Genomic DNA, 18,445 nt, shown 5'->3' with positions numbered 1-18,445 from the left:
TGCCGTGCGCAGAAACGGTTGTTCAGAAAGGCTACTGATAGTTTTATCAGCTAGTCGCTGATAGCGACTAGCATGGGTACTTTCCAACGATTATACCGACTGGTGAATCCGAATGAGCGGCGGGAAAACGAGCGAAACGAGAAATCATCCGAATCGAACGAAGGCGTTACGACGGACGCACCGCTGACTCCGGACGGGACCGGACCGCCCGCCGAAGAGCAGTCACACCAAACGGGAGAATACGGAGATCCATCAGACATATTTCATATAGTAGCTTCACCAGAAAGGAGGGAGTCGGCAGGTCTATCCCTGCCCACCAATGAACCGGAATACCTCGACAGAGAGGAAATAGAGCGAATAGTAGACGAACAACAGAGAGGAAATGAGCAACCGGTGAGAAAGTATGAAGAAGCGGTTTGGGAACGAGCCGACACTGCGCCCGAAGTCGCCTGGGATTACGAGGAGGTGGACAATCAGATCAGGTACGAGTACCCGTTGAAAATATGCATTAGCGAAGGAATCGACCTCCCCGAGGACCCTGATACGTGTCATGCAGAAGCAGTGAAACGCGCGTACAAGAATCCGCGCTGGACGGCCGCGATGGCTCATAATTCAGTCGCAGAATGGGGATTTAGCGATCGAAGATCCATATTTGGCGATCGAAGATACATAGCGATAGCACTACGGGGAATCGACGCGGCCAGACGTGAACTCCTCGCGCTGGATTACGAACTGCTGGACGGTCCTTCGACGAAGGAGGAGTTCCTCACGAGGGAAGCGAAAAAGGCGGTGACGAAAGCTCGGTACCAGTTGTCCGGTTGGGAGCTACAGACCGTTCTCGATTTACTCACGACTCAAGAGGGGATATCCAGTACGATCTCTATCGATGATATTATCGAGTCGAATAAAATACTGGATCGGAAGGACGGAGTGGTGCGTGAAACGCACATTCAGCTCGAACAGCAATTCCTGATCTTTCTCTTCTCCGCTATTGCGAGTCTCGGTCTCCTTTCGCTGCTCTACGTACTGGGACCGTACATCGCACCTCTCGATGGATGGATTCGTGGGACGTTCGTTCGACCAGCGTCCGGGATCTGGGACATGTTCGGCCCGCTGTCGCAAACGTACGGACCCGTGATTTACGTCGCGGTTGTTCTCTTCGGGATCCTCGGGGCATCCATTAGCGGACTGTTTTCACTTCGAAGCCTCTCTCCAGAGGTGAGCGAACCACTCCCGACGCTCGGCCAGGACTGGTTAGCGGTCGCTCGTGTCACGATCGGTGCGTCGGCTGCGCTCGTGCTGTTTCTGTTCTTCGAGAGCGGTGCACTGAGCTCCCTTTTCGCGCTCCCACTCAACGACCCGTTGGCAGCGTTCATGATCGCCTTCGTAGCGGGGTTCTCCGAACGACTGTTAGTCAGATCTCTCGAATCGAGCTTCGGCGAGAGCGGAATGGTCGATTCAGAATATCCACAGTGGCAGCTAAATCGAGAATCCGTCCCCGAATCGACGGAGAACGACGAAGACTGATCGACGGTACCGTCGTTAGTTTCACTCCCTCGTCGGCGGCTCACTCCTTCGAGGCCACCGCGTGTCGCGTTCGAACGGCGAGAGGAGTTCTCAGTCGAGCGGATTAGAGTGTCAGCGCCAGAGCGGGGTACCGCCGGTGCTGTCACGCCCGGCCTCTCGTCGATGCAGGAGAAGAGAGCCGCCGAAAGAAGAAATCCGACCTGCCAACCGAGCGTAAATCGAGCGGACTAGTGAATGCCCATCGCTTCGATCTGCTCTTGATACCGGTTTCGGATGGTGACTTCGGTCACCTGCGCGACGTCGGAGACCTCCCGCTGGGTCTTCTTCTCGTTACAGAGCAAGGACGCGGCGTAGATCGCGGCCGCGGCGTAGCCGGTCGGTGACTTACCCGACAGGAGGCCCTTCTCGGTCGTCGTATCGATGATCTCGTTGGCTTTGGCCTGGACCTCCTCGGACAGTTCGAGTTCGGAGCAAAAGCGCGGGACGTACTTCTTCGGGTTGACCGGCTCCATCTCGAGGCCGAGTTCCTGGGCGACGTACCGATAGGTGCGACCGATTTCCTTGCGCTCGACGCGGGAGACGGCCGCGACTTCCTCGAGCGAGCGCGGGATGCCCTCCATGCGGCAGGCGGCGTACAGGGTACTGGTCGCGACGCCCTCGATGGAGCGCCCGCGGATGAGGTCTTCGTCGAGAGCCCGCCGGTACATGACGCAGGCGACTTCGCGGACGGATCGGGGGATTGCAAGCGAGGATGCCATCCGGTCGGTCTCGGAGAGGGCGAACTGCAGGTTTCGTTCGCCGGCGTCTTTGGTTCGAATGCGCTCTTGCCACTTTCGCAGTCGGCGCATCTGGTTGCGTTTGTCAGAGGAGATGGAGCGACCGTACGCGTCCTGGTTCTTCCAGTCGATGGACGTCGTCAGTCCCTTGTCGTGCATGGTCTGGGTCGTCGGCGCGCCGACGCGGGATTTGTTCTGCCGTTCGGAGTGATTGAAGGCGCGCCATTCGGGCCCGTGATCGATGTTCGACCCTTCGACGATGAGGCCACACTGGTCGCAGACGAGTTCGCCCTGGTCCTCGCTTTTGACGAGGGTTCCCCCCTCACACTCGTCACACACCCGCTCACGATCCGCAGGGTCCTGCGTTTTTTCGGTCGTTTCAGGATCGCGTTCACGTTGGCGGGGTGGACTAGCCATTTCGTGTTGGTAACGACGGTGCAAGGACTTAAGGACTTGGCACAAACAGACCGGTTTCGAATTCGGGTCCGGGCAGGATAGTATCCGAAAGAATATACGACGCGTTCACAGGTACCCGAAGAGGGTTCCGATCAGCACCAGCACCCACATCGCGGTTCCGGCCAGCAACATGTCGTTGAACTTCGAATCGCGGGCCGCTCGTTTGGCCGCGCCGCCCGCGATCAGGCCGAGCGCGACGACGACGAGCATCCGCTGGACGACGACGTCGATAGGGAGCGTGTCGACGCCGAGCAGGCCGTAATCGAGCCAGATCGCCACTGCGAGCGATCCCGCAGCGACGACGGCGGCGTCGAGGCGGCGCGTGAGTCCGCGTGCGATCAGGTACGTCGCCGCCGGAATGCCGACGCCGATGATCGGATAGAGCAGCGCCGCGATCTGGTGGGGCGTGAGGAATTCGGCCCGGTGTTCGAGGAAGATACCGCTCGTCCGGACACCGAGGTAGAGCCCGAGGATAGTGACCACGAGCAGGAGGTGGCCGGTCTCGAGGCGTGCGGCGGCGGCGGCGATCCGACGGCGGTCGACGTCCGTCAAGTGGTCGTCGATGGCGGCCGGCGTCCGCTGGCTGACCCGCTCGGTGGATTGGCTCGTTCCGCTGTCGGTGTCGGTATCGAGGCCGCGCCCGCGGACGCGGACGCCGATCAGCGTGGGGACGACGAACAACCCGGCGAGTTCGACGAGGGACACCCACCCGTCGGTATCCGACGGACCGCCGTTGGCGAGGTAGAGACGGCTGACGTCGTCCTGTGTGTCGACCCGCGGATGGGACATGAACTCGGACTCGACCTTCTTCTGGGCGGCTTTGGCGCCGTCGACGCGGTGTCTGAGTGTGAACCAGTCGAAGTGTTCGGTGTGGGTCTGCATGGCGACCCAGTCGTCGTCCTCGTTGGGGCTTTCGTAGAGCCGGATGTGATATCGCTGGCCGTAGTAGTCGCCGTCCTCGAGCTGAAGCGTTTCGGTCGTCCAGTAGCCGCGCTCGTTCGGACCGGGGTCGAGATAGGCGTATCGGATACCGCCGTCGGCTTCGCCCCAGTCGAGATCGGGAACGCGGCCCTGCGATTGGTCCGACGCGGTTTCGTCGTCGGTCGTGTTGGCGAGCGATTCGTCGGTGGCGTTCGATTCGGACGCGTTAGGCAGCGTTTCGTTCGCCGCTGCGGTTTCGTTTTCAGTGGCGTTCCCGCCGCCGAAGAGCGCGTACGTGTCCGGGAGCGCCACTTCCTCCGATTCGTTGACTTCCGACCAGTCGCCGTCGCCCGCTTCGGTCAGGACCCGTTCGACGTCGTCGACGTCGCCGCGGACGATCACGTTGATCGGGCTCCGCTTCTGGAACCCCTGACGCGGGCTGAGATACCGCCAGAAACCGCTCTCGGAGTCTTCGAACGTGACGACGTCCGGAGCCGCGTTCGGATCGACCGTCTTCGTTCTCGTCGCGTCCTCCGATGCTATCTGCCCGGTCGACAGCGACAGGACCATCGACGGACCGCCGACCAGCACGAACGCCAGAACGAGCAGGACTGCGGCGATCACGAACGAGCGACGCATCTCCCCCTAGTTGGGACCAGGAACACATCAAACCGTGTGTAACGAAATCGACAGGCCCGCTCGAGAACCGGCGATCGGTGTGTTGGAACCGGTTTCGATCGGTCGATCGACCGTCGCGTCCGAGTGCGACCGTCGGATCTGGGTGATGCGATGCGCTCGCGCTCGCAATGACGGGCTCGTCAGTCCGATCTGACGCTCGGGCCGACGGTCGTGACGGGGACCGGGGCCTCGCGGACGACGCGCTGGGAAACGCTGCCGACGACGTTGCGTTCGTATTCGTCGCCGCTCGTTCCCATGACGATCAGATCCACGTCGTTGGTGGCGGCGTAGTCGACGATGCACTCGGCCGGGTGACCGGTATCGACCGCCGTCACCGTCTCCACACCGCGATCGGCAGCCCGGGTGGCCGCTTCGTCGACCGCCGCTCGAGACGTCTCCTCGAGGTCCCCGCGGACGCGCTCGATACGGTCGTCGTCGAGAACGAGGAAGGCGCGGTCGTCGACGACGGAGAGGACGTGGAGGGTCGCGTCTCTCGTTGCCGCGACGTCGGTCGCGTGGTCCGCGACGGTTTTCGAGTGGTCACTGCCGTCCGTTGGAAACAGGATCGTCTCGTACATCGCTGTCTACGTAGCCCTCTCGAGCGGACGGACAAAGGAGTTTGCCACGTTCTTTCCCGGTGGAAATTCCCGGGCCGTCGACGGGCTAGATCCCCGGAATGCCGAGCACGTCGGGTGTGACGATACCGACTGCCGCGAACGCGTAGACGATTCCCACCGCGACGATCCAGGCGACGAAGCCGATCGCGACGGCCGATCCCCAGCCGCCCGGATATCGCCAGTTGATGATACCGACCCAGATGACCAGCATCAGCAAGATACCCAGAACGGGGATCCAACCGACGAAAAAGCTCGTGACCGCCCAGGCGACGGCGCCGATCAACGCCGTCATCGCCGCGTTCACGAACCCCGCATCACGGTCCAGGACGAGCCGTGCACCCGCGAGGATGCCGACTGTTCCCACGAGCAAACTGAGGGCGAAGATCAGGATGGAGTCCGCGACGGCCATGTTAGGGCTTCCAGCTGAGTTCGATATCGACTGTCTCGCGGTTCCCCCGGAGCATCGAAGACCGTTCGACGACCTCGATCGAAACGTCGACGTGGTGGGGCGGATGGAGCGACACGTTCTTGTTCCCGACTGGAACGGTAACCGTTTCATCCGCTCCCGGTTCAGGTTCGTCCTCTCCCGGTTCGGGTTCGTCCTCCATCGATCCGCCTCCCTGCTCGAACTCGGCGGCGAGGTCTCGGAGATACGCGGAGAGTTCTTCTCGAGGCAGTGTTTCGTCGGCCGTCGTCCGTTGCGCCATACGGGAATCATGGCGGTTCTGCCCGCAAAAGTATGGGCAACGAACGCCGCCCTAACACGGAGTTACCCGTTCGAAAGCCACTGCAACAGTTCACTCACCGAACTAGAATCGGCTTCGCGACCCGAAATCGCAACGCGAACTCGAGGTCGGAGCGCGAACTCGAACCGGAAGTGCGGGCTCGAACCGGAAGTGCAAACTCGAGGCCGCAGCGGCCGCTAGAACAGGTTCGCTTGCTGATACACCGAGATTCCGTCGGTGGTGATCTCGTACGGTTTCTTTTCTCGGGAGTGGTTCGGTCGCGGATCTTCTGGATCTCGATTGCCAGCCGCGTCTCGCGGAAGTCGTCCGGTCGAACGTACTGCAGGACGAAGACGGCGTCAGTGAGGTACTCGACGATTCCGTATCGCGACGCGTACGACGTGTCGGGCGATACCTCGCTGGTCAACAAGGCGGTGACGCCCGCCTCCTTCAAACTCCGGGCGAAATCGTAGATTTCGTTTCGCCGGTCCGCCCGGTTTTCGTACATCATCTCGAGTAACGAGACGGAGTCCAACACGAACCGCGACGCGCCGAACTCCTCGACGAGCGACGGGAGTTCGTTGCGAATCGACGCCAGGCTGTTTGCCATCTCGATCGGATCGACGTCGACGACGGCGAGTTGTCCGGCGGCGGCGTACTCGTCGAAGGCGTACCCCTTCTCGGTCGCGCTGTTGATGACCCGCTCGCGGCTCTCTTCTAACGTGATACAGACGCCGCGCTCGCCCTGCTCGAGGCCGTGGTTGAGAAATTGGAGGCCGAAAGTCGTCTTGCCGGTGCCGGCGCTGCCCATCGCGACGATCAGCGAGCGTTCCGGGATACCGCCCTGGATCATCCGATCGAGGCCCTCGATTCCGAGGTCGAGCCGAGGAAGCTCCGAGTCGATCTCCTCGTCGAAATCGGGTTCGTCGCCTCCCGCGAACACGAAATCGAGATCTTCGAACCCTTCCGGCCCGCCACTCGCGGCGAGATCCGGGTCGCCGTCGCCGATCGCCGGCGACTCGACGTCCTGGAGTGCTGCGCCGAAATCGTCCTCGAACAGCGAGTCGTCACCATCATCGACGCGCTCTTCGACCCCCGATTCACGCCTCTCTTCGGCACCTGCTTCACGCCTCTCTTCGGTCCCCGGACCGGTCAGTTCCTCGACTCCGAAGTCGCGTTGCTTCTCGGCCCCCGAATCGCCCCGCTCGTCGTCGAGAGGGGGCGACCCGGTCTCGTCCGCGGCTCCGTCCTCGTCCTCGTCCTCGAGTGCGCGTTCGAACCAATCGTCGGTGTCGTCACTCACGGCGATCACCTGCGGGAAGGGGCCACGGCGCGGCCGAACGCCACGAGGAGCCGGGCTGGCGACGCGGGCGACACGACGGACGCGTACTCGAGTGGACGGACGCCATACTGGACACTGCGACGAGATCGTCGCGGGGGTAGATGTCCGGATTCGTTCCAGCCCGATTAACCTTGTTGCCGCCGCCGGGACAAGCGTGGCTTTTTGACGACGGGGCGGGTAGCCACGGATGATGGACGTCGCCGTCGGAATCGTCGCCCAGCGCGACAACGAGCGTGCACAGGAACTCGCCGCGGACCTCGTCGACGCCCTCGAACAGGAGGGTGCGAACGTCGTCGTCGACGAGGCGACCGGCGGGGCGATCGGGGAGACCGCCGTCCCGGTTTCTGCGATGGGAGGTCGCGACCTCGTCGTAAGCATCGGCGGCGACGGGACGTTACTGTTCGTCGCCCGCGAGGTCGGCCCGACGCCGATTCTCGGCGTCAATCTCGGCGAAGTCGGCTTTCTCAACGCCGTCGCTCCGGACGACGCGCTCGCGGTCGTCACCGATCTCGTCGCCGAACTCGAGGAAACGGGCGCCGTGGACGGGCGCGAACTGACCCGCCTCCAGGCGACGGGCGTCGACGAGGACTGGACGCTCGAGCCCGCGCTGAACGAGATTCTCGTCCACGGACCGCGGCGAGGCCCCGGCGGTGGCGCGACGGTCGAGGTTCGCGTCGACGGGCAGCGGTACACCGAAAGCCACGTCGACGGCGTGCTCGTCTGTACGCCGACCGGGTCCACCGCCTACAATCTCAGCGAGGACGGACCGCTGGTGCACCCGTCGGCCGACGCGCTCGTCGTGACGCAGATGGCCGCCAGCGATTCGATGCCGCCGCTGGTCGTCGAACCGACGGCCGAACTCACCCTCACCATCTCCGGAACCGAGAGCGCCTACGCGATCAGCGACGGACGAAACCGACGGCGACTCGAGCCGCCCGCGACGATATCCGTCACGCTCGCGGATGACTCCGTCACGCTGGCCGGACCGCAGGCCGACTTCTTCGACGGCCTCGACAAACTCGAGTAGCGTTTCGGGAGCGCTCAGCGGCTATCGGTACCGACGCCCTCGACGAGGCGCTCGAGCTGTGCCGGTGGCACCGCACCGCGGGCGACGTGCCCGTCGGAGACGAACGTCGGAACGCCGGTGACGCCGGCCTCCTGTGCGTCCGTGAATCGCTCCTCGAGATCGGTCCGACGGTCGTCGTCGTCGATGGCCGCCCGGATCTCGTCTGTCGGGAGACCGACGGTTTCCGCGAGATCGAGCAGGACTCGACGATCGCCGATGTCGCGTCCCTCCTGCCACAGCGCCGTGTAGACCGCCTCGTCGAAGGCGTCCCACCGGTCGGGATACTCCCGGGCGACGTACCACGAGGCCACCTGCGCGTCGAACGAATCGATATCCGTGGCGATGTCCAGACTCATCTCGACGCCGTATTCCGCCTGGAGCCGACGGACGTTCCGCTTTGCCTGCTCGTAGTACTGGTCGTCTTTCCCGTCGTCGACGTCGTGATCGATCGTCCCGTCCGGGTTCCGCTTCCCGTGTCGGAGATCGAACGGGTGCCAATCGACCGCCAGCGGTTCGTCGCGGCGCTCTCGATACTGCACGAGCGAGCGCGTGCCCAGAAAGCAGAACGGACAGACGTAGTCGGCGTACATCGTAATCCGGTCGCCGGTCGGCGTCCCGTCGGTGCCTGTGTCGGCCATACCACCGGTTGGGTGCCGCGGGGCAAAAAGTGCCGGCCACCGGCAGGCCGCTCAGCTCTGCCCGCCGGTCGTTGCCGCGTCCGCGCCCGCAGCGTCCGACTCCGTCACGTCCGGCAGATTCGGATCGCGGTACGGGTTGCGACCGTAGGCCGGGAGATCGTCCTCGAGTTGCGATTTCAGGACGCGGCGCAATCGATTCAGGCTCGTGGTGTCGAGCCCGTAGTCCGCCGCGAGTCGCTTGAACGTTCCGTCGTCGGTGATGTCGTGGGCCCGGTACTGGGCGAACAGTTCTTCCATCCGGTCGGCCGACAGCGACTGCGCGTCGATGTCGTCGAGTCCGAAGTACCGCTGTCGGTCGACGTCGACGACGTGGCGAATCACCACGAGCGCGACCTTCGGAATCGCACGCTGGCTGCCGAACTCGGTGAGGTCGATCTCGTCCATGACGCCGAGTGCTAAATCGCGCTGCCAGGGCGTCACCTCGAGGGCGTTACACAGCGCCTGCGTCGTTCGGAGTCGATCGAGTCGGTGGGCGCGTTCGCCGTAGCCCGGCGTCGCCGCGTGCTGTTCGTCGTGGAGGCGGCGCACGCTCTCCGAAAGGTCCGCGTCGGGCGACGTTGCGCGGCCGATGACCGTCGCACTCGGCGTGACGACGCCCCATCGTCGAACCGACGAATCGCGCTGCACGTCCGCTCGCGAGAGCGCCCCGGAACCGGGCCGCGTCTCGAGGCGGCGTTCGCGTTCGGGGTCGGGGTCGACGCCGTCCGCTACGGCCACGTCACCCGCCGTGGGTGGACCAGGGTCGGCACCGTCGTCTTGCATCGTCTGTCGCTCGGAGGGGGAGCGTGAAAAAGGCTCGCTCCTTTCAGTACCGTCTCGGCCAGACGTTCAGATACTCGAACAGGTACCGCGCGGTCGACACGGATCACGTGCGATCACCGGCGAGCAACCGATTCGTGGCGGCCATACGCAAGCCCCGCGTCTCTCTCGAGTCCGACGGCGTCGCGAGAATCTCTTCGTAGCTTCACCTTGTGACCAGAACCACTTAAACGACGGCTCGAAAACGGAGCGACGGCCGATCGATCGAACGCGGTGCAAAATCGCTCGGCGCGTCGGCTGTCGAAACCGATCGCTCGGGTTACTGGACCGCGTCGATTAGCTCGTCGACGAACCCGTTTATACGAGTCGTGCTGGGGCCGTCGCAGGCGTGGATCGCAGGGTCGATACGCCGCGGCGGCCGAGCGAACTCGGGTCCAACCGCGTCACCGACCACGGCCGCCCCCTCACCCGCACGTTTCCGCTCGAGCAACGCCCTCGCACGCTCGATCCGTTCGTCGGCGAAGACCGCCGGAGCCTGTTTCGAGAGGAAGCGATCGAACGCGAGCGCCGGCAAGTCGTGGTCGCCGCGTTCCCCCGTTTCTTTCAGATACCGCGCGGACATGGCCGCCCGGTAGATCGTGAGATTTCGTTTCACCGTGGGTCTCGTCGCCGTTTCCGTAAACCGGTCGTCGTCGGCTGCGACCGTCGTCGTGCCGTCGTCGGTCTCGACGACGTAACTATCGCCGTCCGTCTCGACGATCGGGAAGATTTCGTCGTCCGTGCGGACCAGGTGGTGAGAGACGTACTTCCGGTAGTTGTTCGTCGCAATCCCGCGCCACGCGTGATAGAGGTCGATCGGGTTGTACGCCCGCTCGATGTACGCGGCGAGGACCGCGGGGTCGTACGCGACGCGATAGCGAATCGGGCTTCGAAGGAGATCGATCGCACCGTCGTTCGAATCCACGAGCAAGCCCGCGAACGTCCGCACGTCCCAGCCCTGGTACTCGAACTCGCCGTCTTCCGCGTCGATCACCCCGGCTACGCCGCCGAGGTGAGCGTACCGCCGAAGATCGGTCGGCACGTAGACGAACCCGACGTCGTAGTCGCTGTCGGAACTGGCTGCACCCCAGGCGTGGCTCCCCCGGGCGACGGCCAGCGCGACCGCGACGTCGTTCTCGCGTTCGATCGCGGTCAGATGGTCGTCGACGGTCTCTCGAACGTGGTCGGGAACTGTCGCCATAGCAGTGGCTCGACGGCGGAAGAGACGAAATCGGTGCTCAAAATGTGAGTCGACCGGGTGACGAATGCCCTTCGTAGCTTTACCTTGTGTCCAGAAGCACTTAAAGAATCGCGGCCGGCCACGACTCGGCCCGGCCATCCACCGTCGACGACGAAACCGGGCGGCGACGGACTCGACGTTCGCCCACGGCGGACACGGCCGTCGCTCACCAGTTCTGGGACTCGAGAACGACGCCTCCCCGTCGTATCTCGACCTTGTGACCAGAAGTACTTAAACGAACGACGGCCGAGACGACAGCGCGCCGGTCGATATCGAACGGGCTTTCGAGTTACAGTCGCCTGCGGTGCCGTTCGGGCGGGTCCAGTTCACTTTCGACCCGCCGTAACACGTCCGACGTGTACCCCGGCGACCAGTTCGATCGGCGCATTCACAATCGACCGGGTACGATAATAACGGCCGCCCTCCAGTCAGCACTGTTCGAGTTGGAGCCGACTGAAACGGACAAAAACGTCACCGAGATGCTGGCCGCCGTCTTGGCAGTGCACCGCACGGACGGGTCGATCGCCGCCGTCGGTGCGGCGTTTCTCCTCCCGTCCGTGGTTCGTCCCGCCGACGGTTGCAGAGCACCTCTCGAGTCGCACGAGTGACTCGCGACCCGTGTTCCGGTACCGAGATGGTTCTCGCTACCGAACGGAGAGGTCGAAACGCGGCGTCGTGGCTATCGAACGAATGGTACCGGAGAGGAACCGTCTCCCGTCATAGCTCCACCTTGTGACCAGAAGCACTTAAAGAAGCGACGGCGCGAGCCGATACCGAGACCGGGTCGAACCGCTCCCCACGGCGACTTCGGGTTCCGAAAGGTTGAATCGCACGCTCCCCCGAATGCGGCCAATGAGTCATCAGTTGCCGGACGTGCAGGCGACGTCACCCGACGTCACCGTCGGCTTGAGCCAGGTCGGCGTCACGGGCGTCGACAAACTCGTCAAACTGGCCCGCGACGGAAAGCGCCCCATCGTGCTCACCGCCGAGTTCGAAGTCTTCGTCGACCTCCCCGCCTGGCGTAAGGGCGCGGACATGAGCCGCAACATGGAGGTCATCGACGAGATCCTCGAGGACGCCACCCGTGAAGAGGCCTACAGCGTCGAAGAGGTCTGTGGCGAGGCTGCCGAGCGATTGCTCGAGAAACACGACTACACGTCGAAAGCCGAGGTTTCGATGGAAGCGGAGTACATGCGTCGCGAGCGGACGCCGGCGAGTGACCGCGAGACCCAGCACATGGTCGACATCGTCGCCTCGGCGACCGCCACGGACGAGGGAACCCGCGAAGAAATCGGTGCCCAGGTCACCGGCATGACCGTCTGTCCGTGCTCGCAAGGGATGTCCGCCGCTCGCGCGAAACAGACGCTCGAGGACCTCGGCGTGGAAGAAGAGACGATCACGGAGTTCCTGGACGAAGTGCCCCAACCGGGCCACTCCCAGCGCGGGCACGCGACGCTGACCGTCGAAGCCGATGGCGATCCCGCGGTCGACCTGAACGACATCATCGACATCGCTCGAGATTCGATGAGCGCGCGGATCTACAACCTCGCGAAACGGCCCGACGAGGACCACATGACCTACGAGGCTCACGCGGACGCCAAGTTCGTCGAGGACTGTGTGCGAGCGCTGGCCGAGGGCGTCGTCGACGAATTCGACCACTTGCCCGACGACGCGGTGATCACGATGAGTCAGTCCAACGACGAGTCGATCCACCAGCACAACGCCCACGCCGAGCGCGTCGTCGAAATGGGAACCTTACGCGGCGAAATTGCGCCCTAAAACTGGAGCGGTTCCGCTTCTTTCCACCGCGGGATGAACTCCTCGTGGACGTTCGCGGCGAACTCCGGATCTTTCAGGTCGATCATTCCGAACGCCTCCCCGGACGAAAGCGGGTTCGGCACCTGAATGCACACCTCGACACCGTCGATGATGTTGAACGAACCCGTTATGTCGTCGTTCGTGCGGACGTCGAAGTCGTCGCGCTGCTGGAGCGTCTCCCGATAGCGCTGGCCTACGTCCTCCGACAGCGAGGCGACCATCTCGCGGGTCATCAAGAGATCGATCGAGACGCCGCGGTCGAGGGCGTCCTCGAGTTGCGCATTGACGTCCTCACTGACGGCCTGCATGTCCCACTGGGGTGCCGGATCCGCGGAGACCATTACGATATCGCTGTCGGCCGCTGCGAGGCGCTCGAGGAGAAGGTCGATCGTCTCTTCGGGGCCGACGGCGGCGGTCCAGAACTGTTCTTCGACCGGCTCGGCCGCGTCGAGTTCGTCGGCCAGATCGTCGACGATCGACTCGTACTGATCTGCTTTCTCCTCGAGTTCGCGTTTCTTGTCGTCGAGCAGCCGATCGAGCGCCGTCGACGGCTCCACGGCGACGTACTTCTTCGGTCGGCTCGCGGTCTGACTCCGGACCAGATTGTACTGTTCGATGCTGTTCAAGACGTCGTAGATGCGCCCCATCGGGACGTCACTCGCTCGTGACAACTCCTTCGCCGTTGTGGGGCCGGTATTGAGCAACGATCGGTAGGCTCGAGCTTCGTACTCGGAGAGCCCGAGATCCCTGAGGCTGGCCATATCGGGAACCATCCCACCGGAGAAACATAAACGCTGTGGTAGTTTGACGCGATAGCGGACACGGGCGGTTCGGACCCGGACGTCACTCGAGAACGGACGCAACGCGATCGCTCAACTCGGCCGGAGTTTCGGCGTCAGCTGACACACGATCGCCGCGTTCGACTCTCGCCGTTCGGGTCTCGAGTTCGGCCGCATCGGGGACGACGACCTTCTCGTGGTCGGCGAGCCGGAGCGCCGCACGATGGAGGTCCGACCCTGGCTCGGCCGCGACGCGGATCACCAGCGGTCCTTCGAGCAGCCGGGACACCGTCGACGCGTAGCGCGCGACCTGGACGCCGATGCGGTCGCTCGCACCCGCGAAGGCCTCGAGCGTCCGGCGTGCGTACTCGCGGTACCGGTCCGTGCCGGTGAGAACGGCGAGCTCGAGCAGGGCGTCGGCGAACGCGACGTTCGAATCGAGGGGACGCAGCGGCCGATCGAGCAAGCCGATTCCGTCGGTGGGACCGTCGAGGAACGACTCCCCGTCGTGGAGGCGATTGATCGTCGTATCGGCGATCGACACCGCATCGTCGAGAACGTCCGACTCCAGGGTGCTCGCGGCCGTCGTCAACGCCGCGAGGGCCCGCGCCTGATTCGAGAGGAGGCAGACGGGGCGGTCGCCGGCAGCGCCACGGTCTCGGTCGGAGACGGCGCCCTCGCGGTCGGCTTCCGCGAGCGCGTGCCGGACGACGCCGTCGGCGAGCAGGTCTTCGCGAAGCGTCTCGAGTGCGCGTTCGGCGTACCGCCTGGCACGGTCGTCGTCGGTGTAGGCGTAGAAGGTACACAGACCTTCGATCGCCAGCGCGTTCGAACCGGCGAAGACGCCGCGGTCGATCGGCGGCTCGTCCGCGCTCGCCCGATCGGTCGCATCGATGCTGTGAGCGTCGTCTTCGCCCGGTGCCTGACTGTTCGCGAAGGCGTTGGCGTCGCCGTTCCACAGCGTCGTGGTCACGTACTCGACCGTCCGCTCGGCGGGCTCGCGGTACTCGTCTTTCCCCGTGAGCAGGTACGCGTTGGCGAACGCGCGCACGAGCGCCCCGTTCGAATCGAGGAGTTTCTCCCGCTGGAGCCCCGACCAGTCGCGCTCCGTCGCGAAGCGATAGAAGCCGCCGTCGTACTCGTCTAACAGATTTGCACCGACGGCGTCGTAACACCGAAGCGCCATCTCTCGATCGCGTTTGAGCGCGAACTCGAGGGCGTCAGGCAGCGGGAACTTCGGGCTCTGGCCCCAGCCGCCGGCGACCTCGTCGTAGGTCTCCGAGAGCTGGCCGAGCATGGCCGATTCGACGTCGGCCGTCAACTCGCCGGCCGGTGGATTGTCTTCCCGAAGCGGGCGAGGGATCCGTGCGGCCCCGCTGCCGTTCGTCTGCCACATGGTTCGGACGCTGTCGAGTACCTGGCGCATTCCGTCGGGGCCGAGATAGCCAGCACCGGTCAGGACCCGTCCGTCGGGCGCGAGAAAGACCGTCGACGGGAAGCCACCCATGTTGTACCGATCTCGGACGCGCGGGTAGCGGTCGACGTCGACCCGTACCGGAACGAAGCTATCGTTGACGTTCGCCGCGATGCGAGGCTCCGCGTAGGTCTCTGCGTCCATTTCGTGGCAGTGGTCGCACCACGTCGCAGTCAGCGAGAGCAAGACGGGGACGTCGTCCGCCGACGCTTCGTCGAAGGCCGCCCGCCCCCACTCGCGCCACTCGACGCGCGTTACATCGTTCATATCTGATCGTCGGGAGTCCCGGGCGTAAGCCCTTCGTTCGCTCGAGAGGGACGCGACCACCACCGGCCCGCGCTGTATCGACCGGTGCGACCTCGAGGCGGGGGCGGTGGCTCCGTCGTGGGACGAGAGTAAAGGATTTTCAACCTTCGAGCCCTAGTCGGGGTATGCTCTGGTGGATCTTCGCGCTGTTGCTCATTCCGTTTCTCGATGCCGTCTTGCTGGCGGTCATCGTCACCCAGTTCGATTTCATCGGCTGGATCGGGATGGTGCTGCTCGTCGTCCTGACGGGACTGGTCGGAATGCTGTTGGTCCGAGCGGAGGGACGGCGGACGATCAGAAAGATGCAGCGGTCGATGGCCCAGGGCACGCCGCCGACCAACGAACTGCTCGACGGCGGGCTGTTGATCGCCGCCGGAGCCTTCCTGCTCACCCCCGGTCTGGTGACCGACGTCATCGGGTTTCTGCTCGCCGTTCCGCTGACGCGAATTCCGATCCGAGCCGCGCTCAAGCGGTTCGTGATCGTTCCGTACGCCGACAAGAAGACCGGCGGACTCGCGAGCGGGGCCGTCTGGACGGTCGGCTTTCCCGAGGGAGGAGCGGAGGGCGGCGCCACCGAATCGACCGACGGCGGCACGTACGATCTCGGTGCCGACGACTACAGCGTCCGCGACGGGGACGCCGAAGAGTCGTACACGATCGACTTCGGGGACGAGCGCACGGACGACGCCGACGACGAGCGAGACGACGATCCCCTCGCCCGATAGCGGTTCCCACGGCCCTCGAAGAAAGAAACGTTTAAACGTACCACCCGGCAACAACTGATTGCGAAGCGGGCCAATAGCTCAATCAGGTTGAGCGCCACTCTGATAAGGTGGAGGCTCTCGGTTCAAATCCGAGTTGGCCCATCCTTTTGCGGCGAGCAACACCGCGAGCCGCGGTTTTGTATCCGACTCGAGTTTGGAGTACGGAAGGCGCACGCTCGAGAGCGAAGCGAGCGAGACCGTCTTCAGGTGGTTCGAATGCGAGGCGACTGTCCACTGGTGAGCAGTCCGTACGCAACCGGACTGCTGGCTATCGTTCGTCGACGGTCGACGTGGCGCCGTTGATTTCCCGTTCCCTGGAGTGTGCGGTCTGAGTCCCACTTTCCGAACGCGGGACATCTGTGAGCCGTCACCTGTCGGGGCCGGGTCTCCACAGAGTAGACGGCAGCCGGATGCCGGGTGACGGATGCCGAAGAGATATCTCGAGAAAGTCGACTGACCGAGTCGAAAGGAGATATTATCATAATAAGACACTATATTGCGAATGGAAAGATAGCCTTCGATATAGGTCAGTGAAATAACTACACCCGCACCGATCGAACTGCTCATCGTTCTCGCGGCGAAAACCAATTGGCTTCGATCGCCACCAAACCCCGACACTCACCGAACCGATAGAGACGCTATCACCAAAAATTTCCAACAAACACACCACTATGTGGGAATAAAGATTGTGTTAGTGGTTTTATAGCGGAGGAATACGGAATAGATCAGAATCGAAAGAGGGGTTACTCATCGTCTATCGGAAGCAAAACCGCGGGTCGATACGACACGGCAACGAGAGAATTCGAGTGTCTCTACCGAGGGAGTGAGAACGAGACCGACCCCATATATGTTTATTTCCACATACAAACTCGCATTTGACTGATTTTTTATCTCTATAGATCTCTCCCGGAGACGCCACATCGATCCCTCTCGAGTCCGTGTCACGACTGCGCTCCTGCTTTCTCGGCCATGGTGGGGCAATCGCTTCGAATTCGCGGGAACCTGGACACCGAGGCCGGACGGTGACGAGCCCTGCCGGTGGAAGCCGATCCACTTGATCGTCGACGATACCCGCGATGACGAGAACACGAGGACGCCACCGTTTCCCGTCTCGATCAGAGACCGATTGGTCCCGCTGTTGACGGGTTCGAAGAGCAGACCGTCTCCACCGAACCGGCGGTTTCGCGGTTCGGAACACCGACAGGTATAAACGAATGCGGAGAACTCCCATAGGTATGCGATTGAGTGACGAGCAGGCGTTTGTCCAGCAAGAGGTACGGCGATTCGCGAAAGAGGAGATCGAGCCCGTCGCCGTCGAGTACGAGCAAAACGGGACGTATCCGATCGACATCATTGAGCACGCCGCGGACATCGACCTGCTCGCTCCGGGGTTCGACGAAACCCACGGCGGTGCCGGAATGGATCTGGTAACTGAACTGCTCATCAACGAGGAACTCCATCGGGCCGACCCGGGTATCGCAGAAAGCGTCACCTCCGCCACGTTCGGTTGCGAATCGATCGTCGAACACGGAACGACCGAGCAAATCGAGAAATACGTGCTGCCCGCAACCCGGGGCGAGAAGGTAAGCGGAGTCGCGATGACCGAACCCGAGGCCGGGTCGGATTTCGCTCGTATCCAGACGACCGCCGAGAGAGACGGCGACGAATACGTCCTCAACGGTGACAAGGTCTTCATCAGCAACGGGAGCGTCGCGGACTTCCTCGTGGTGTACGCCCGAACGAGTTCGCCGGAGCGGGCGCACGAGGGAATTACCGCATTCGTCGTCGAGACGGAGACACCGGGTCTCGAGACGACGCCGATGGAGGGGCATCTCGGCCCCGCGACGACCGACATCGCACAGGTCTTTCTCAACGACGTTCGGGTCAGCGAAGACGACCGTCTCGGCGCCGAAGGACGGGGGTTCTATCACGTCATGGAGTTTCTCGACGAAAGCCGACTCGGTGTCGCCGTCGCCGCCGTCGGCGCTGCTCGTGGTGCCCTCGAGATGCTGATCGACTACGTTTCCGAGCGCCAGGTTTTCGGCGAGTCCGTCTCCGAAAAGCAGGCAGTACGCCACCGTGTCGCGAACCTGCGCGCTCGACTGGCGGCCGCCCGCTCGCTCGTGTATCAAACGGCCCGCGAATGCGAAGACGCCGACGAATTCGATACCGAGCGTGCCGCGATGGCAAAACTCGTCGCGACGACGCTACTCGAGGAGGTATCCAGCGAAGCGGTGCAACTTCACGGCGGCTACGGGTGTTTCGACGAATACCGGGTGGAAACGTACTTCCGGTTCTCGAAGATCCCCCAGATCTACGAAGGGACGAACGAAGTGATGCGGGAAGTGATAGGCGATTCGACGTTCGACTGACGAGGCGACTTTCGAGACGCCGCCGGCGGTGTCACCATCGCCGGTCGAAGTAGGCTGCAGCCCGGTTCCGCTCGAGGCACCGTCTCCG

15 protein-coding genes, 1 tRNA gene and 1 pseudogene are annotated in these 18,445 nt (G+C 63.3%); 6 read left to right on the top strand and 11 right to left on the bottom strand.

Annotated features, from left to right (window positions below):
- Positions 1-102 precede the first annotated feature (102 nt).
- On the top strand, positions 103-1,527 hold the full coding sequence (locus NJT13_RS13745) for a hypothetical protein (RefSeq protein WP_254522215.1): 1,425 nt from the start codon (positions 103-105) through the stop codon (positions 1,525-1,527).
- 227 nt (positions 1,528-1,754) lie between these two features.
- Here NJT13_RS13745 and NJT13_RS13740 read toward each other — a convergent pair whose 3' ends face one another.
- The 6 genes and pseudogenes from NJT13_RS13740 to NJT13_RS13715 all read right to left on the bottom strand — a co-directional run bounded on the left by NJT13_RS13740 (position 1,755) and on the right by NJT13_RS13715 (position 7,012).
- The gene (locus NJT13_RS13740) at positions 1,755-2,720 is read right to left on the bottom strand and encodes a transcription initiation factor IIB (protein ID WP_254522214.1); all 966 of its coding nucleotides are present in this window, start codon (positions 2,718-2,720) and stop codon (positions 1,755-1,757) included.
- A 105-nt stretch (positions 2,721-2,825) separates the two neighbouring features.
- Positions 2,826-4,319, bottom strand: coding sequence for a hypothetical protein (locus NJT13_RS13735; RefSeq protein WP_254522213.1), 1,494 nt, complete (start codon positions 4,317-4,319; stop codon positions 2,826-2,828).
- 179 nt (positions 4,320-4,498) lie between these two features.
- Positions 4,499-4,936 carry a universal stress protein gene (locus NJT13_RS13730; protein ID WP_254522212.1) on the bottom strand — a complete coding sequence of 146 codons (438 nt, stop codon included), beginning with the start codon at positions 4,934-4,936 and terminating at the stop codon, positions 4,499-4,501.
- 85 nt (positions 4,937-5,021) lie between these two features.
- Positions 5,022-5,384 carry a hypothetical protein gene (locus NJT13_RS13725; RefSeq protein WP_254522211.1) on the bottom strand — a complete coding sequence of 121 codons (363 nt, stop codon included), beginning with the start codon at positions 5,382-5,384 and terminating at the stop codon, positions 5,022-5,024.
- A gap of 1 nt (position 5,385) precedes the next feature.
- Complete coding sequence (locus tag NJT13_RS13720; RefSeq protein WP_254522210.1) at positions 5,386-5,682, bottom strand: amphi-Trp domain-containing protein; 297 nt, start codon at positions 5,680-5,682, stop codon at positions 5,386-5,388.
- A 215-nt stretch (positions 5,683-5,897) separates the two neighbouring features.
- Positions 5,898-7,012: pseudogene (locus NJT13_RS13715) on the bottom strand (KaiC domain-containing protein).
- Positions 7,013-7,232: 220 nt separating this feature from the next.
- Here NJT13_RS13715 and NJT13_RS13710 point away from each other — a divergent pair.
- Complete coding sequence (locus tag NJT13_RS13710; protein ID WP_254522209.1) at positions 7,233-8,069, top strand: NAD(+)/NADH kinase; 837 nt, start codon at positions 7,233-7,235, stop codon at positions 8,067-8,069.
- Between the two features lie 14 nt (positions 8,070-8,083).
- On the opposite strand, the gene NJT13_RS13705 is transcribed toward NJT13_RS13710, so the two are convergent.
- The 3 genes from NJT13_RS13705 to NJT13_RS13695 all read right to left on the bottom strand — a co-directional run bounded on the left by NJT13_RS13705 (position 8,084) and on the right by NJT13_RS13695 (position 10,805).
- Complete coding sequence (locus tag NJT13_RS13705; protein WP_254522208.1) at positions 8,084-8,746, bottom strand: DsbA family oxidoreductase; 663 nt, start codon at positions 8,744-8,746, stop codon at positions 8,084-8,086.
- Positions 8,747-8,797: 51 nt separating this feature from the next.
- Complete coding sequence (locus NJT13_RS13700) at positions 8,798-9,568, bottom strand: DNA-directed RNA polymerase subunit epsilon (protein WP_254522207.1); 771 nt, start codon at positions 9,566-9,568, stop codon at positions 8,798-8,800.
- Between the two features lie 316 nt (positions 9,569-9,884).
- Positions 9,885-10,805, bottom strand: coding sequence for a nucleotidyltransferase domain-containing protein (locus tag NJT13_RS13695; protein ID WP_254522206.1), 921 nt, complete (start codon positions 10,803-10,805; stop codon positions 9,885-9,887).
- 891 nt (positions 10,806-11,696) lie between these two features.
- On the opposite strand from NJT13_RS13695, the gene mptA reads away from it, so the two are divergent.
- Positions 11,697-12,623, top strand: coding sequence for a GTP cyclohydrolase MptA (gene mptA, locus NJT13_RS13690; protein ID WP_254522205.1), 927 nt, complete (start codon positions 11,697-11,699; stop codon positions 12,621-12,623).
- Here mptA and NJT13_RS13685 read toward each other — a convergent pair.
- Together NJT13_RS13685 and NJT13_RS13680 are read right to left on the bottom strand one after the other, a co-directional pair.
- Positions 12,620-13,423 carry a TrmB family transcriptional regulator gene (locus NJT13_RS13685; protein ID WP_254522204.1) on the bottom strand — a complete coding sequence of 268 codons (804 nt, stop codon included), beginning with the start codon at positions 13,421-13,423 and terminating at the stop codon, positions 12,620-12,622. The two genes, mptA and NJT13_RS13685, sit on opposite strands and share 4 nt — an antisense overlap.
- A gap of 82 nt (positions 13,424-13,505) precedes the next feature.
- Positions 13,506-15,182 (bottom strand): DUF255 domain-containing protein, encoded by a 1,677-nt coding sequence (locus tag NJT13_RS13680; protein WP_254522203.1) that lies wholly within the window; start codon positions 15,180-15,182, stop codon positions 13,506-13,508.
- Between the two features lie 164 nt (positions 15,183-15,346).
- Between NJT13_RS13680 and NJT13_RS13675 the strand changes: the two genes are divergently transcribed.
- The 3 genes from NJT13_RS13675 to NJT13_RS13665 all read left to right on the top strand — a co-directional run bounded on the left by NJT13_RS13675 (position 15,347) and on the right by NJT13_RS13665 (position 18,357).
- Positions 15,347-15,946: an FxsA family protein gene (locus NJT13_RS13675; RefSeq protein ID WP_254522202.1), complete on the top strand. Its 600-nt coding sequence runs from the start codon at positions 15,347-15,349 to the stop codon at positions 15,944-15,946.
- A 67-nt stretch (positions 15,947-16,013) separates the two neighbouring features.
- Positions 16,014-16,087 (top strand) — tRNA-Ile (locus tag NJT13_RS13670).
- Between the two features lie 1,133 nt (positions 16,088-17,220).
- Positions 17,221-18,357 (top strand): acyl-CoA dehydrogenase family protein, encoded by a 1,137-nt coding sequence (locus NJT13_RS13665; RefSeq protein WP_254522201.1) that lies wholly within the window; start codon positions 17,221-17,223, stop codon positions 18,355-18,357.
- Positions 18,358-18,445: the final 88 nt, after the last annotated feature.

It is taken from the genome of Natrinema caseinilyticum, from assembly GCF_024227435.1.
GTDB lineage: Archaea > Halobacteriota > Halobacteria > Halobacteriales > Natrialbaceae > Natrinema > Natrinema caseinilyticum.
Note: the sequence above shows the minus strand (reverse complement) of the source record. Positions and strands in the feature narration are given on the sequence as shown.